Source organism: Bradyrhizobium sp. AZCC 2262, assembly GCF_036924535.1.
Classification (GTDB): Bacteria; Pseudomonadota; Alphaproteobacteria; order Rhizobiales; family Xanthobacteraceae; genus Bradyrhizobium.
Window position 1 is genome coordinate 3,444,015 of the sequence record NZ_JAZHRT010000001.1, and the last position, 15,686, is coordinate 3,459,700.

Genomic DNA, 15,686 nt, shown 5'->3' on the forward strand with positions numbered 1-15,686 from the left:
TCAGTTCACTCTCAAGCCGGAGCGTCCTCGCCGCCCTCGAACAACTGGATCGGAGCCCCCGGCATGATGGTCGAGATCGCATGCTTGTAGACAAGCTGCGAATGACCATCGCGCCGAAGCAGCAAGCAGAAGTTGTCAAACCAGGTAACAATTCCCTGCAGCTTCACTCCGTTGACCAGAAAGATCGTCAGTGGCGTTTTTGTTTTACGAACGTGATTCAGGAAGGTGTCTTGTAGATTTTGTGCGCGGTCTGCCGCCATTGTTTTTGTCCCGCCGTCTCGTGCTTCTTTTTTGTTAAGCCGGTTGTTGCTCTCTCACGGAGCCTGCCCCGACTCGCCGGCTTCCCCTGAGATCCCCCTCCGGTCGGCTCGGCAGGACGATTAGAGGGTACGCGCGGTTTTAAGGCAAGCCGGTTCGCGTTCCGCCTAGCAGGAACCCAGTGGCCATTCTCCGCAAAAGCGCGGAAAGAGATAAATATTCCAAAGCAAGTGCATGGATCGGCTCCGAGCGCGCAAGATCAGCCGCGGATTTTCGGCAAGCAGCGAATGATCGATTCACTCAAGTCTCAGCCAACCCCAAGCGCCTTGAGCTTGCGGTGTAGCGCCGAACGCTCCATGCCGACGAATTCGGCGGTGCGCGAAATGTTGCCCGAGAACCGGCTGATCTGCGCGATCAGGTAATCACGCTCGAACACTTCCCGCGCCTCACGCAGCGGCAGCCCCATGATGTGCTCGCCATTGTTGCTGGTCGGCATCGCCGGTACCATCGAACCCACATCCTGTGGCAGCATGTCGGCGGTGATGATCGCTTCAGGACCGCCGCCGGCCAGAATCATGACGCGCTCGACATTGTTGCGGAGTTGGCGGACGTTGCCGGGCCACACATGCGACTGCAGTACCGCCATCGCATCCTGGCCGATCTGGCGCTTCGGCAAGCCGGTCGCCGCCGATATCTGGTCCATGAAATAGTCGATCAGTTCCGGGATGTCCTCGCGGCGTTCCGACAGCGGAGGGACGCGGATCGGCACCACCGACAGCCGGTGGTAGAGATCCTCACGGAATCGCCCTTCGGCAATCTCTTCCTCCAGGTTGCGCGCGGTGGAGGAGATGATGCGGACGTCGACGTGAATCTTGGCGGTGCCGCCCGAGCGCTGAAAGGTTTGATCGACCAGCACGCGCAAAATCTTGTTCTGGGTCTCGCGCGGCATGTCGGCGATTTCGTCGATGAACAGCGTGCCGCCGTGGGCCTCTTCCAGCGCGCCGGGCTTGCGCGCCTGCTCGCCGTTCGAATGCTCGATACCGAACAGTTCGACCTCCATCCGCTCCGGCGTGATCGCCGCGGCGTTGATGACGGCGAAAGGTCCTTCCGAACGGCTCGATGCATTGTGCAGCGTGCGCGCGGCCAGTTCCTTGCCTGAACCGGAGGGGCCGACGATCAGGATGCGGCTGTTGGCCTTGGCTGCCCGGTCGATGGTCTGGCGCAACTGGTTCATGCAGGCGGAGCGGCCGGTGAGAACGCTGGCGGTGGGAGCCAGTTGCTTGAGTTCCTTCACTTCGCGCTTGAGCCGCGAGGTTTCCAGCGCCCGCGTCGCCACCAGGATCAGCCGGTCGGACTTGAACGGCTTTTCGATGAAGTCATAGGCGCCGCGCTTGATCGCAGCCACCGCGGTTTCGATGTTGCCATGGCCGGAGATCATCACCACGGGAACGTCGGCATGATCCTTCTTGATCTGCTCGAGCAATTGCAGGCCATCGAGCTTGGAGCCCTGCAGCCAGATGTCGAGAAACACCAGATGCGGGCGGCGGTTGGAAATCTCGGCCAGCGCCGAATCGCTGTCGCGCGCGGTCCGGGTACTGAAACCTTCGTCGTCCAGGATGCCCGCAACGAGGTCACGAATATCGGCTTCGTCGTCGACAATCAGAATGTCACTGGCCATGGGTTACACCTGTCTTGTCAGTTGCCTGTTGCGGCTTCGGTTTTTGCTTCATCATTGGTCGCGGATGCCGCCTCATTGGTTTCGCCTGACGGCGCTTTTGTTTCGTCAACCTGTGGTTTGGCGTCCGAACCCGGCCGCTTTTCCTCCGCCTTCGGCGCATGACCCGACACGGCGAACCGCAGCCGCATCCAGGCGCCGCGCTGCCCGGACCGGAAATCGGAGGCATCCTTGAGTTCGATACGGCCGCCATGGTCTTCCAGCACGCGGCCGACGATGGCGAGCCCGAGCCCGGTGCCCTTCTGGCGCGTCGTCACATAAGGCTCCAGCAATCGCGCACGGCTCACCTTGGGCAGGCCGATACCGTTGTCGATCACGTCGATCACGATGTCGTCGTTCTCGCGCGCGGCAATGACGTCGATGCGCCCCCTGCCGAGTTCTTCCGGCGGCACCTGTTCGATCGCCTCCGTCGCGTTCTTGATGATGTTGGTGAGCGCCTGCGAGATCAGCCGGCGGTCGAACTGCGCGCGCATCGGATCCTGCTTGATATCGGCCTCGATATCGAGATCGGGATGGCCGACCTTCATCAGGAATACCGCCTGCCGCACGGTGTCGGCGACATCCTCGCCTTCCATGACCGGCTTTGGCATTCGCGCGAAGCGGGAGAATTCATCAACCATCCGCCTGATGTCGTCGACCTGCCGCACGATGGTGTCGGTACATTGTTCGAAGATGTTCTTGTCTTCGGTGATGACCTTGCCGAATTTGCGGCGAATCCGTTCGGCCGAAAGCTGGATTGGCGTCAGCGGATTCTTGATTTCGTGGGCGATGCGGCGCGCAACGTCGCCCCACGCCGAGGTGCGCTGTGCGGAGACAAGTTCGGTAATGTCGTCGAGCGTGATGATGTAGCTGTTGCGCGACTGGCTGGTCTGCTCCGCGCTGACGCGGACCGACAGATTGCGCTCGTGGCCGTCGCGGGTGATCGTGATCTGGCCCTGCACCAGGCGCTGCGTGCCCTCCCGCGCGGTTTTCATCATGTCGTCGAGCTCGGGAAGCACGTCCGAGAGCGGATGGTCCAGCGTCTCGGATTCGGCGTGGCCGATCAGTTTCTCGGCCGAGCGGTTCAGAATGCCGACGCTGCCCGAAGCGTCGACGCCGATGATGCCGGCGCTGGCCGACGACAGCACCGCTTCGATGAAGCGGCGGCGGCTGTCGATCAGGTCCGAGGCGTTCACCAGCTCGTCACGCTGGGTGCGCAATTCGGCCGTCATCTTGTTGAAGGTCTCGCCGAGTTGCGCAAGGTCGCCTTCGGATTTGTGTACGGGAACCTGGATATTCAGGTCACCGGTCGAGACGATATTGGCGGCGCTCATCAGGCTGCGGATCGGTGCCACCAGCCAGTTGGCAAAATTCAGCCCAATCAACACCGAGGCCGTCAGGATCGTCAGCGCGATGACCGCGAACATCAACGCGAAGGTGACCTGGATGCCGAGTCTTTGCGATTCGATCGCGGCGTACTCCGCGACGTTGGCCTGGGTTTGCTTAAGCTGGCCGACCACCCGCGGGTCGAGCAAGCGGGCGACGTAAACGAACGTATCACTGAAGGCGCGCAGGCGAATCACCGCGGCGACGTAGTTCTCTTCCGGGAATACCGCGATCTCCGGCTTGTCTTCGCCGACATTGTTGAGGAATTCCTGCGGCGGTGTCGTGAATTGCTGCTGGATGCCGGTCTGCGCGGTTTCCAGGACGTTGCGGTCCTTGTCGATCAGCATGGCACCCGGCAAGTTGCGCGCAGTGGCACTTGCCGTCAGCAATTCGCGAAACGTCCGGCGGTCCTGGTCGAAGAGCGGTCGCGCATTGGAGATATCGTTAGCCATCCCCAAAATGTCGCCATTAATCAGGTAAGCGTGCTCATTGACATAGGCATGGGCAATGTTCAGCGAATTCTCGATCGCTGCTCGCGTGGGCCCTGAAAACAGCCTGTCGAGACCGCGATCGAGGGTGACATTGGCGACAATGGCAACCACCACCGCTGGCAACACCGCGATGATCGAGAACAGGCTGACGATCTGGACGTGTAGCCTCGCCGCCGCGCGGCCGCGGCGCCGGGCCTGGATCACCTGCCAGATTTCGCGGATGATGATCCCAACCAGCAGCAGGATGGTCGCGGTGTTGATCAGGAGGAACGAATAGACAACCTGCCGCGTGGGTTCGATCGGCGTCAGACCGGCCAGCACGATGAAGGTCAGGAACGCCGACAGCAGCGCGATCCCGACCGCAAACGGCGCCAGCCATTTCCGCAGGATCCCTCCTCCGGATTCGGTAAGCGACGGGTCAAACGGTGGTGCCGAGGTCGTCTCTGCGGTGGTCATTCCGGCAATCGGTGAGCTGAAAGGGCTTGCGCCCGCCATTCGCGGACTGATGCATTCATATCACAATGTTGCCAAATTGCGACAATTCCACGGCGAGTCCAACCGCTAATGCGATCGATCCCCAGCTGCGGCACCGGTCCTTATTGCGGAAGGAAGCGTTTGCGATCCCTAGCCGCCGCTCCGGTAGACCTGAATGTCGAGGTCCCGGATCTTCTTCCGCAGCGTATTGCGGTTGAGGCCGAGCAGGTCGGCCGCGCGGATCTGGTTGCCTCGCGTGGCGGCCAGCGCCGCGGTGAGCAGCGGCACCTCGATCTCCTTGAGGATGCGGTGATAGAGGCCCGGCGGCGGCACGCCGTTCGGGAAGCCGGAGAAATGCGAGGACAGGTAGGCTTCAACGGCTCCGCCAAGGTTCTCCACGCCCATCGGGGCGTTGCCGCCCGAGGTGACCGCCGGCGGCGCCAACTCGCCATCGATGACCGAGGCCGTAATGACGTCCTGCGGATAAAGCGCCGCCAGCCGGCGCGCGAGGTTTTCAAGCTCGCGCACGTTGCCGGGCCAGCGATGCTGCTTAAGCCGTTCCAGCGCGAGGGTGTCGAGCTTCTTCGGTGGCAAGCCGTCCTTCTCGGCGAGCGAGAAGAAATGCCTGATCAGATCGGGCAGATCCTCGATCCGCTCCCGCAACGGCGGCAGGCGCAGCGGCACCACGTTGAGGCGGAAGAACAAATCTTCCCGGAACAGCCCCTGCTGAATCAGGATGCGTAAATCCTTGTTGCTTGCCGCCACGATCCGCACATCGGTCTTGATCGGGGTGCGCCCGCCGACCGTGGTGTATTCGCCCTGCTGCAGCACGCGCAGCAACCGCGTCTGCGCTTCCATCGGCATGTCGCCGATTTCGTCGAGAAACAGCGTGCCGCCTTCGGCCTGTTCGAACCGGCCGGAAGCGCGGGTATTGGCGCCGGTGAACGCGCCGCGCTCATGGCCGAACAATTCGGATTCGATCAGGTCGCGCGGGATCGCCGCCATGTTGACGGCGACGAACGGGCCGTTGCGGCGCTTGCCGTAGTCATGCAGCGCGCGGGCGACCAGTTCCTTGCCGGTGCCGGACTCGCCGGAGATCATCACCGTGAGGTCGGTCTGCATCAGCCGCGCCAGCACCCGGTAGATTTCCTGCATCGCCGGCGAGCGGCCGATCAGGGGAATCGAATCGAATTCGGAATCGTCCGCCGCACTCGCCACCCGCTCCTTGGGCTCGGCCAGTGCGCGGCCGACGATGGTGATGAGCTCCTTCAGGTCGAACGGTTTTGGCAGATATTCATAGGCACCGCGTTCCGAGGCCCGGATCGCCGTCATGAAGGTATTTTGTGCGCTCATGACGATGACGGGCAGGTTCGGCCGCATCTTCTTGATGCGCGGCAAGAGATCGAATGCGTTCTCGTCGGGCATCACCACGTCGGTGATGACGAGATCGCCCTCGCCCTGGCTTACCCAGCGCCACAGCGTCGCGGCGTTTCCAGTAAGGCGAACTTCATATCCGGCGCGCGAAAGAGCCTGGTTCAGAACCGTGCGGATGGCGGTGTCGTCATCGGCAACGAGTATGCTACCTGCGGGCATCGTTATTCCTCATCTTGCGTCCTGTGAGGCAGGCGGCAGCGTACCCGGAACGCCGTCGCGGTTGCTTTGGTCGAACTGTTTGGTGGGATTGAACATCGGCATCAGCACGCGGAAGGTGGTCTTCCGCGGCTGGGATTCGCATTCGATGATGCCGCCGTGATCGCCGACGATCTTGGCAACCAGCGCCAGGCCGAGCCCGCTGCCGGTTTGTTTCGTTGTCACGAAGGGATCGAACAGGTTCGGCAGCAGGTCTTCCGGCACGCCGGAACCGTTGTCCTTGACGCAGAATTCGAGCGGCAGCGATACCCGCGATTTCTTGCCCGGCACCGACAGGCGAACGCCGGGGCGGAAAGCGGTGGTGAGCTGGATTTCCGCGTCCGAGCCGAGATCGGCGACGGCCTCCGCGGCATTCTTCACGAGATTGAGGAACACCTGAATGAGCTGGTCCTGGTTGGCCAGCACCGGCGGCAGCGACGGATCGTATTCCTCGATGAAGCGGACGTTACGGGCGAAGCCGGACTGCGCCAGCCGTTTGACGTGGTCGAGCACGGAGTGGATGTTGACCGGCCCGCGCGCCACCGGACGGTCGTCACCGAACACTTCCATGCGGTCGACCAGGGTTACGATGCGGTCGGCCTCGTCGCAGATCAGCCGTGTCAGCATGCGGTCTTCGGATGAGGCCGCCTGCTCCAGCAATTGCGCCGCACCGCGGATGCCGGACAATGGATTCTTGATTTCATGCGCCAGCATCGCGGCCAGCGCGATCACCGAGCGCGCCGCGCTCCGATGCGTCAACTGCCGGTCCATCTTGTCGGCGATAGTGCGCTCCTGCAGCATCACGACGATGTGGCCGGGCCGTTCGGTGAGCGGGGCAACGTGCAGATCGACCTGGCGGTCGCCGCCGATGCGGGGCGTGCCGAGATCGACCTTGTATTCGTTGACGGGCGATCCGCTCGAGCGCACCTGGTCGATCAGCGCCAGCAGCGGACTGCCGAACGGCACCAACTCCTTCAGCGACTGCCGGCGCAGGAATTGCGTCGAGATTTCGAAGAAGGATTCGGCGGCGATATTGGCGTCGACAATGCGGCCGTCGGGCGCCACCAGCAATACCGGATTGGGCAGCGCATTGAGGATGGCCTCGCTGTCGGTGGGCACTGGCCGGCGATGTTCTGCGGCTGACGTCATGCGGCAGCACTCCATGCAAAATCGTCGAACGCGTCCTGCAGCGATCGGTGCACGCGATGCGGATCCTCGGACGTCAAGATCTTCTGCCGCCAGCCCTTCAGCGTCTCCGCCGGCGCGCGGCTGCACTGGGCTGCGATCTCCAGCGCCCAGCCGAGATGTTTGCGCGCATGCTTCAGCCCGGTACGCAGGCCGTAATGGCTGCAAACTTCGTCGTAGAGGGCGCGCACATGCGCGAGTTGTTCGGCGAGTGACGGTGCCATCTCCGCCTGTCCGGTTTCGAGCCGGCGTCCGATCTGCCCCGGCAACCAGGGCTGGCCCTGCGCACCGCGCCCGATCATTACGGCGTCCGCGCCCGACACTTCCAGCGCCTGGACCGCCTTCTCGAATGAGGTGATGTCGCCGTTGACGACGAGCGGCACGGAAACCGCGTCCCTGACCGCGCGCACGGCGGCCCAATCAGCCGAGCCCTTGTAGAACTGGCAACGCGTGCGCCCGTGCACGGTAATCATCTGCACGCCGGCCTGTTCTGCGCGGCGTGCCAGTTCGGGCGCGTTGAGCGAGCGATCGTCCCAGCCGAGCCGCATCTTCAGCGTCACCGGCACCTTCACCGCCGCGATCGTGGCTTCGATCAACGTGAGCGCATGATCGAGATCGCGCATCAGCGCCGAACCGGATTGGCCGCCGGTGACGTGACGTGCCGGACAGCCCATATTGATATCGATGATATCGGCCCCGGCCGCTTCCGCGATCCGTGCGCCCTCCGCCATCCAATGCGCCTCGCAACCCGCTAGCTGAACGACGTGCGCTCCGACACCGGCCGTCTCGCAGCGCAGAAGCGACATCGGCCTGCCGTGCACGAGTTCGTCGCTGGCAGTCATCTCTGAGACGACCAATCCGGCGCCGAGGGTGGCGGCAAGGCGTCGAAAGGGAGCATCAGTGACGCCGGACATCGGCGCCAGGAGAACCCGGTTGGCGGCAGCAATCTCGCCTATTTTCAACGGCTTAGAGCGTGAACTTTCCGGGCCGGTCACATCGTTCTCATGGTTGGGGCGGCGGCTTCATTGCCGACGTCAGCGCATATTGTGAGCACAAATCTTGGGCAGTCAAGCTTCTTGCCTACACTTTAGACAGATCTATCATTTGTGCAAGTGCACTGCAACAAAAACCGCTTTTCCCACAGGTGATGGGAATCACTCTGTTTTCCGTATTCGACATGGTATGGGCTGTGCGCCAGCGCGCCCGACACCCTCCACCCCGTTCCGTTTCGCATTTGAGTCCAGATGCCCAGACCTGAGCGTACCGCAGCCATCCTCGTCGCAGCCGGACGCGGGCTTCGCGCCGGTGCCGGTGGACCCAAGCAATATCGCGAGATCGGCGGACAGACCGTGATCTTCCGCGCCATGGAGGCGTTCTGCCGGCATCCGGACGTGTTTGCCGTGCAGCCGGTGGTGAATCCCGATGACGCCGCCATCTTCCATGCGGCTGTCGCGGGACTGCGCCACCAGCCGCCCACCAACGGCGGCGCGACGCGTCAAGCCTCGGTGCATGCCGGGCTCGAGGCGCTGGCCGCGGAGAAGCCCGACATCGTTCTGATCCATGACGCCGCGCGGCCCTTCGTTACCCCTGCGGTGATCTCGCGCGCGATCGACGCCGCCGGCCGGACGGGCGCCGCCGTTCCCGTGATTCCCGTCACCGACACGATCAAGCAGGTCGGCGATACCGGCGATGTGGAGGCGACACCCGAACGCGCAAATTTGCGAATCGCGCAGACGCCGCAGGCGTTCCGCTTCGATGTGATTCTCGATGCCCATCGCCGCGCCGCGCGCGATGGCCGCAGCGATTTCACCGATGATGCGGCGCTCGCTGAATGGGCGGGATTGACGGTAGCGACCTTTGAAGGCGATCTTGCAAACATGAAACTGACAACGCCTGAAGATTTCATCCGCGAGGAAGCCCGCCTCGCCGCCCAGCTCGGCGACATCAGGACCGGCACGGGATATGACGTGCACGCCTTCGGCGACGGCGATCATCTGATGATCTGCGGCGTACGGGTGCCGCACACCCGCGGCTTTCTCGCCCATTCCGACGGCGACGTCGGCCTGCATGCCCTGGTCGACGCCATCCTCGGCGCGCTGGCCGATGGCGACATCGGTTCGCACTTTCCACCGAGCGATCCGCAATGGAAAGGCGCCGCGTCCGACAAGTTCCTCAAATATGCCGTCGATCGTGTCACCGCGCGCGGCGGCCGGATCGCCAATCTCGAAGTCACGATGATCTGCGAACGCCCGAAGATCGGGCCGCTGCGCGATACCATGCGCGCCCGCATCGCCGAGATCACCGGGCTCAACATCTCGCGCGTCGCCGTCAAGGCAACGACCAGCGAGCGGCTTGGCTTCACCGGCCGCGAGGAAGGCATCGCCGCGACCGCAAGCGCCACCATCCGTCTGCCCTGGAGCGAGTAAGATGAGCGGCAGCGACGCCCGCGCCCTCTCCCGCTCGCTGCTTGACCTATGCCGGATGCGCAAGCTGACGATCGCGACGGCGGAGTCCTGCACGGGCGGCCTGGTCGCCGGCGCGCTGACCGACATTCCCGGCTCGTCAGACGTGATCGACCGCGGCTTCGTCACCTATTCCAACGATGCCAAGCGCGCGATGCTCGGCGTCAAGGCGACGACGCTTTCGACGTTCGGCGCGGTCAGCAAGGAAACTGCGACCGCGATGGCGATAGGCGCGCTCGAAAAAGCCGGCGTTGATCTCGCCGTATCCACTACCGGCATCGCAGGCCCCGGCGGAGCGACGCCGGGCAAGCCGGTCGGGCTGGTGCATTTCGCGGTCGCCTCGCGCGACGGAAAGATCCTGCACCGCGAATTCCGTTTTGGTGCCATTGGCCGCACCACCGTGCGCCAGCGCTCCGTCGTCGAGGCGCTACGCATGCTGATGGAGCTGGCGCGTGGCCCACAGCCGCCCGTCAAGCCGCGACGCGAAACGATGAGCCGGTTGCGTCCACGGGTGGCGCGGACGCCGCGGCGCAGCGCCGTCAAACGGCGCCGGCCGACGCGAACTTGAAGTCGGTCAACCCTGCGCAGCCAAAGCCTTGGCGCGCGTTTCGCTCAGCGAAGCCACCGGCGTTAGCGCCTCTGGGCTGATCGTGAGTTCGATGATCGAAGGCAACCCCGAGGCCACGGCCTCATCGAAAGCGCGGGCAAAATCTTCGGTCCGCTCGACATGGGCGCCAAAACCACCGCAGGCGCGCGCAAGCGCGGCGAAGTCGGGGTTGGCGAGATCGGTGCCGGAGACACGGCCGGGATAAGTCCGCTCCTGATGCATCCGGATGGTGCCGTACATGCCGTTGTTGCAGACGATCACGATCAGCGGCAGCCGGTTTTCTACCGCGGTCATGAACTCCAGCCCCGTCATCTGGAAGCAGCCGTCGCCGGCAAACGCGATCACCGTACGTTCCGGATGCAACTGCTTGGCGGCGACGGCCGCAGGCAGGCCATAGCCCATCGAGCCCGAGGTCGGCGCCAGTTCCGTGCGAAATTGGCGATAGCGCCAGAACCGGTGCACCCAGACGGCATAGTTGCCGGCGCCGTTGCAGATGATGGTGTCGTGGGGCAAGCGATCGCTCAGGCCGCGCACGATCTGCGAGAGCTGCACATCGCCGGGCGAGCGTGTCGGCTCGGCAAATGCGAGATAGTCGGCATGCGCCACCTTGACATAGTCGGCGCGCGATTGATGCTTCGGCTCCAGCCGGTTGATTGCGGCCGCAAAGGCCGCGCTGCTTGCGACCACGCCGAGCGTCGGCGAATAGACGCGGCCGATCTCTTCGGGATCGGGATAGACGTGAACCAGCGGCTGCCTTGGTTTTGGAATATCGAACATCGTGTAGCCGGATGTGGTGGCCTCCCCCAGCCTTGCGCCAAGCGCGATCACCAGATCGCTGTTGCGGATCCGGTCGGCGATCTTTGCGTCGAGACCGATGCCGATATGGCCGCCATAGCAGGGATGCAGATTGTCGAAATAGTCCTGGCAGCGGAACGAAACGCCGACGGGCACTTCATGCACCGACGCAAACGCCTCGAGATCGCGGCGCGCCTGATCGCTCCATCCGCCGCCGCCGACGATCAGGAACGGCTTCTTCGCCCCCGAAAGCAGCGCATGAAACTGCCGCAAGGCGCCGTCATCAGGCGCGATGGGAAGCGGAGTGTAGGGCGGCGCATCCGGCACCTCGGCGGTGTCGGTGAGCATGTCCTCCGGCAGCGCCAGCACGACCGGGCCGGGACGGCCGGAGGTCGCAGTGAAGAACGCGCGCGAGATGAATTCCGGAATCCGCCGCGCATCATCGATCTGGGCCACCCATTTCGACATCGGCCCGAACATCTGGCGATAGTCGATTTCCTGAAACGCTTCGCGTTCCATCATGTCCCGCCCGACCTGCCCCAGCAGAAGGATCATGGGCGTCGAGTCCTGAAATGCGACATGAACGCCGGCGGACGCATTGGTGGCGCCGGGGCCGCGCGTGGCGAACGCGATACCCGGGTGGCCGGTCATCTTGCCATAGGCCTCCGCCATCATGGCGGCGCCGCCTTCGTGCCGGGCGTTGATGAATCGCACGCGCTGGCTCTGGTACATGCCGTCGAGCGCGGCCAGGAAGCTTTCGCCGGGCACGCCGAACACGGTGTCGGCGCCGTGCAGGGCCAGTTGCTCGATCAGAATATGGCCACCGGTTCGAAGATTTGCGTCCATTGCCTCGCCCTTCCGCTATGGGATTACGGATTTGGACCCGGCTTAAAGAAAGGCGTCGGCACCATCAACCGGTTTTCCTGCGCGATCAGGTATTCCGCTGGTCATTTTCCTTCTTGTTGCTGGTCTTTCGGCGCGATCCGTGCGTCCACGCCTGTCACGGCCTCATAGGCCTTGATGACGGCGGTGCAGGATTCCCCGTCATGCCCGAGCAGCGCTGCCTGCCGGTAGGTCTGGTGCACCGCATCCGCCATGAAACCGGGCAAGCCCGCCTCCTCCAGCCAGCGCGCGTAATAGCGGACGTCCTTGCGGGCGTTCGCCAGCGACATCAGCGGGGTGAAGTCGCCATCGAGGGTTGCCTGGCCATAGAGATCGAGCATGCCGCTCTTGGCGCCGGCGGCGGAAATGATGCCGATCACCTGCGAGAGATCGAGCCCGTCCTTTGCGGCGAGCGCAAACCCCTCGCACCACGCCGCGACATTGGCGAAGGCGATGTAGTTGTGAATGAGTTTTATGCGGATGGCGTGCCCGAGCGGGCCGATGTGGAAGATGTTTTCGGCATAGAGCTCGAAATAGGATCTGAGATCGTCGAGCAGGTCACCCTCGCCGCCGAACAGCACGTTGACCTTGCCGATATCGGCATGTTTCGGCGTTCGCGTCATCGGCGCCTCCGCATAGCGCCCGCCGGCCGCACGCACCATCCGGTCGAGCTTTGCGACCATCTGCGGGCTGCCGGTGGTGTGGTCCACGATGATGAACCCCGGCGCCTGACCGGCCAGCAATCCGTCGCGAGAGACCATCAGCGCTTCGACGTCCTCGGCTTCGTTGACGCAAATCATGATGATGCGGCAGTCGCGAATTTGCTGGAGATTGCTGGCGGCGGTCGCGCCAAACGATTTGGCGACCGCCACAGCGGCCGGATTGAGATCATAGGTGGTGACCGCCACGCCCTTGGCGACGAGGTTCTTCACCAAGCCCCGTCCCATTCCACCGAGGCCGATAAAGCCAACGCGTTCGAATGTCGTCATGTCACTCCCTGCTGCTTCCCGTAAACCGCGTCCGCCCGCTTTTCGAACGCGGCGGCAAAGCGCTGGAACGCGGTGTCGAACATCGTTCCCATCAGCATCGCCAGCATCCGGCTTCGGAATTCATAGGACAGGAAGAATCCGACGTCGCAATCGGTTCCGGATTTCGGCTCGAACGTCCAGCGGTTTTCGAGATTGCTGAATGGGCCCTTCAGATATTCGACCATGATCTTCAGGTTCGGCCGGTCCAGCGTCACCCGGCTGGTAAAGGATTCCCGCACCACCTTGAACGACACGGTCATGTCGGCGACGATGATTTCGGTGCCGTCTGCCTTCGGCGTGCGCTGACGTATCCGCAGCGACTGGCACAGCGGCACGAATTCCGGATAGCGCTCGACGTCGGCGACCAGATCGAACATCTGCGACGCGGTGTGATGAACCCGGCGCTTGCTGGAAAAGCGCGGCATCAGTGCATACCCGTCCGGTTCTGCTTCAGCGCGATTTGCTTCAGATAATCGTTCGCCTGCGTCCGGTCGGTGAAGCAGACCAGCGATTGATCGGCGCGCAGCCCTTGAAAATAGTCCAGCAGTTTCGGCCGCTGCTGCCGGCGGTAGGCCCAGACATAGCGAAAAAATTCGAAGTCTAGTCTCTCCGGGCAGCCTTCAGCCATTTCCGGGCGAACCTTGCCGTAGCTGCCGGCGACCCGTCTCATGATGCCGAGCATGCAGCTCCGGCGCGGCAGGTCGAACCAGATCACGGTGTCGCTGGTTTGGCGGCGCAATTCGCCCGCGCCGTACCGGGTGTAGTTGCCATCCATGACCCATCGCGGCTGGCGCGCGATTTCGGCCACGCGCTGTTCAAACTCGGCGTTGTCAGAGGCAACCCAGCCGGGCTTCCAGTACAGCGCATCCAGCGAAACAAAGGGAATGCCCGCAATTTCCGACAGCCGTCGAGCAAATGTCGACTTGCCGGACCCCGACGATCCCATGACGAGAACGCGTTGCATTGGTTCGATCCGAGACTAGCGGGTCCGTGCGACGCGCGCCGCCTGCAGCCTGGCAAAATCCTCGCCCGCATGGTGCGACGAGCGCGTCAGCGGGCTCGCCGCCACCATCAGAAACCCCTTGGTGTAGGCGACCTTCTCGTAGCCCGAAAATTCATCCGGCGTCACATAGCGCATGACGGCGTGATGCTTGCGGGTCGGCTGCAGATATTGCCCGATGGTCAGGAAATCGACCTCGGCCGAGCGCAGATCGTCCATCACCTGCAGCACCTCGTGGCGCTCCTCGCCGAGGCCGACCATGATGCCTGATTTGGTGAAGATCGTCGGGTCGATCTCCTTGACCCGCTGCAACAGGCGGATCGAATGGAAGTAGCGCGCGCCCGGGCGCACCGTGAGATAGCGCGCCGGCACGGTTTCCAGATTGTGGTTGAACACGTCGGGCTTGGCCGCCGCGACGACTTCGAGCGCGCCTTCCTTGCGCAAAAAGTCTGGCGTGAGGATCTCGATGGTTGTGGTCGGGCAGCGCGCGCGGATCGCGCGGATCATCTGGGCAAAATGCTCCGCGCCGCCGTCGGCAAGATCATCGCGGTCGACCGAGGTCACGACGACATGGGCAAGCCCGAGCTTGAAGGTGGCCTCGGCGACATGTTCCGGCTCGGATGCATCGAGGGCGCCGGGCATGCCGGTCTTGACGTTGCAGAACGCGCAAGCCCGCGTGCAGGTGTCCCCCATGATCATGAAGGTCGCGTGCTTCTTGTCCCAGCACTCGCCGATGTTCGGGCAGCCGGCCTCCTCGCACACCGTGACAAGGCCGTTCTCCTTGACGATCTTCCTCGTGTCCGCATAGCCGCGGGTATTCGGCGCGCGCACCCTGATCCAGTCGGGCTTCGGCGGCGACAGCGCATCCGGCCGGTTCACCTTTTCGGGGTGACGCGGGCGCACCTGGTTTACGGAGACGGTATCGACGAGGACGACCATGTTCAGTCCGGAAATGGCGAGAATACCTAGCTAATCCGTGTTGCTCGCGCCTGCAACCCGGTTGCGGACGACCGCGCGACTCCGCTCGCGAAACCTAGCAGATCGTGCAAGATAATGACGAATTTCACCCATTCCACGAACGATTCTCACCTGAAAATGGTTCAAAAGCCCAAGCCGGCCACTGCCGCCGCCCCTCGCCTCGGCAAGCCGCTGAAGCGCTCGTTTTTTGGCCGCAGCGTGCATGAAGTCGCGCCCGACCTGATCGGGGCGACACTGCTGGTCGACGGCGTCGGCGGCATCATCACCGAGGTCGAGGCGTATCATCACACCGAGCCGGCCGCGCATTCCTTCAATGGGCCGACGCCGCGCAACCGGGTGATGTTCGGCCCGCCGGGCTTTGCCTATGTCTACCGTTCCTACGGCATCCACTGGTGCGTGAATTTCGTCTGCGAAAAGGAAGGCTCGGCCAGCGCCGTGCTGATCCGCGCGCTGCAGCCGACCCACGGCCTGCCCGCGATGCGCCGCCGCCGGGGCCTGCAGGAGGAGCGCGCGCTGTGTTCCGGCCCGGGCAAGCTCTGCGAGGCGCTGGGCATCACGATCAAACATAATGAATTGCCGCTCGATCAGCCGCCGTTTGCGCTGCATGCGCGGCTCGCTAAACCCGACATCGCGGCCGGCATACGGATCGGAATAACAAAAGCGGTCAATCTGCCGTGGCGGTACGGGTTGAAGGGATCGAAGTTTCTGAGCAAGCCGTTTTGATGGATGGGCTGTGTCAACATCGTTAGCTGTCATCACCCGCGAAGGCGGGTGAACCAGTACGCCGCGGCCTATCG

14 protein-coding genes are annotated in these 15,686 nt (G+C 63.4%); 3 read left to right on the top strand and 11 right to left on the bottom strand.

The window, feature by feature from the left end; genetic code table 11:
• Nucleotides 1-11 precede the first annotated feature (11 nt).
• The 6 genes from hfq to dusB all read right to left on the bottom strand — a co-directional run bounded on the left by hfq (nucleotide 12) and on the right by dusB (nucleotide 8,099).
• Complete coding sequence (hfq, locus tag V1283_RS16310; RefSeq protein WP_006020546.1) at nucleotides 12-260, bottom strand: RNA chaperone Hfq; 249 nt, start codon at nucleotides 258-260, stop codon at nucleotides 12-14.
• A gap of 305 nt (nucleotides 261-565) precedes the next feature.
• On the bottom strand, nucleotides 566-1,936 hold the full coding sequence (gene ntrX / locus V1283_RS16315; RefSeq protein WP_334387482.1) for a nitrogen assimilation response regulator NtrX: 1,371 nt from the start codon (nucleotides 1,934-1,936) through the stop codon (nucleotides 566-568).
• A gap of 17 nt (nucleotides 1,937-1,953) precedes the next feature.
• Nucleotides 1,954-4,305: a sensor histidine kinase NtrY-like gene (locus tag V1283_RS16320; protein ID WP_334387483.1), complete on the bottom strand. Its 2,352-nt coding sequence runs from the start codon at nucleotides 4,303-4,305 to the stop codon at nucleotides 1,954-1,956.
• Between the two features lie 168 nt (nucleotides 4,306-4,473).
• A complete protein-coding gene (ntrC, locus tag V1283_RS16325) occupies nucleotides 4,474-5,916 on the bottom strand; it encodes a nitrogen regulation protein NR(I) (protein WP_334387484.1) in 1,443 nt (480 codons plus the stop codon).
• Between the two features lie 9 nt (nucleotides 5,917-5,925).
• Complete coding sequence (locus V1283_RS16330) at nucleotides 5,926-7,101, bottom strand: two-component system sensor histidine kinase NtrB (RefSeq protein WP_334387485.1); 1,176 nt, start codon at nucleotides 7,099-7,101, stop codon at nucleotides 5,926-5,928.
• Nucleotides 7,098-8,099: a tRNA dihydrouridine synthase DusB gene (gene dusB, locus V1283_RS16335; RefSeq protein ID WP_334393083.1), complete on the bottom strand. Its 1,002-nt coding sequence runs from the start codon at nucleotides 8,097-8,099 to the stop codon at nucleotides 7,098-7,100. The genes V1283_RS16330 and dusB overlap by 4 nt, the downstream gene beginning before the upstream one ends.
• A 282-nt stretch (nucleotides 8,100-8,381) precedes the next feature.
• Here dusB and V1283_RS16340 point away from each other — a divergent pair, with 282 nt between their 5' ends.
• Both V1283_RS16340 and V1283_RS16345 read left to right on the top strand, forming a co-directional pair.
• Nucleotides 8,382-9,563 carry a bifunctional 2-C-methyl-D-erythritol 4-phosphate cytidylyltransferase/2-C-methyl-D-erythritol 2,4-cyclodiphosphate synthase gene (locus V1283_RS16340; protein ID WP_334387486.1) on the top strand — a complete coding sequence of 394 codons (1,182 nt, stop codon included), beginning with the start codon at nucleotides 8,382-8,384 and terminating at the stop codon, nucleotides 9,561-9,563.
• 1 nt (nucleotide 9,564) lies between these two features.
• Complete coding sequence (locus V1283_RS16345) at nucleotides 9,565-10,167, top strand: CinA family protein (RefSeq protein WP_334387487.1); 603 nt, start codon at nucleotides 9,565-9,567, stop codon at nucleotides 10,165-10,167.
• A 6-nt stretch (nucleotides 10,168-10,173) separates the two neighbouring features.
• Here the strand turns inward: V1283_RS16345 and V1283_RS16350 are convergent, their stop codons facing one another.
• The 5 genes from V1283_RS16350 to lipA all read right to left on the bottom strand — a co-directional run bounded on the left by V1283_RS16350 (nucleotide 10,174) and on the right by lipA (nucleotide 14,850).
• A complete protein-coding gene (locus tag V1283_RS16350; RefSeq protein WP_334387488.1) occupies nucleotides 10,174-11,847 on the bottom strand; it encodes a thiamine pyrophosphate-binding protein in 1,674 nt (557 codons plus the stop codon).
• Between the two features lie 101 nt (nucleotides 11,848-11,948).
• A complete protein-coding gene (locus tag V1283_RS16355) occupies nucleotides 11,949-12,872 on the bottom strand; it encodes an NAD(P)-dependent oxidoreductase (RefSeq protein WP_334387489.1) in 924 nt (307 codons plus the stop codon).
• Complete coding sequence (locus V1283_RS16360) at nucleotides 12,869-13,336, bottom strand: type II toxin-antitoxin system RatA family toxin (protein WP_334387490.1); 468 nt, start codon at nucleotides 13,334-13,336, stop codon at nucleotides 12,869-12,871. The genes V1283_RS16355 and V1283_RS16360 overlap by 4 nt, the downstream gene beginning before the upstream one ends.
• Nucleotides 13,336-13,875, bottom strand: coding sequence for a DNA topology modulation protein (locus V1283_RS16365; RefSeq protein WP_334387491.1), 540 nt, complete (start codon nucleotides 13,873-13,875; stop codon nucleotides 13,336-13,338). Before V1283_RS16365 ends, V1283_RS16360 begins: the two co-directional genes overlap by 1 nt.
• A 15-nt stretch (nucleotides 13,876-13,890) precedes the next feature.
• Entirely contained in the window at nucleotides 13,891-14,850 is a 960-nt protein-coding gene (gene lipA, locus V1283_RS16370; RefSeq protein ID WP_334387492.1) for a lipoyl synthase, read from the bottom strand.
• 156 nt (nucleotides 14,851-15,006) lie between these two features.
• Here lipA and V1283_RS16375 point away from each other — a divergent pair, with 156 nt between their 5' ends.
• The gene (locus V1283_RS16375; RefSeq protein WP_334387493.1) at nucleotides 15,007-15,612 is read left to right on the top strand and encodes a DNA-3-methyladenine glycosylase; all 606 of its coding nucleotides are present in this window, start codon (nucleotides 15,007-15,009) and stop codon (nucleotides 15,610-15,612) included.
• Nucleotides 15,613-15,686: the final 74 nt, after the last annotated feature.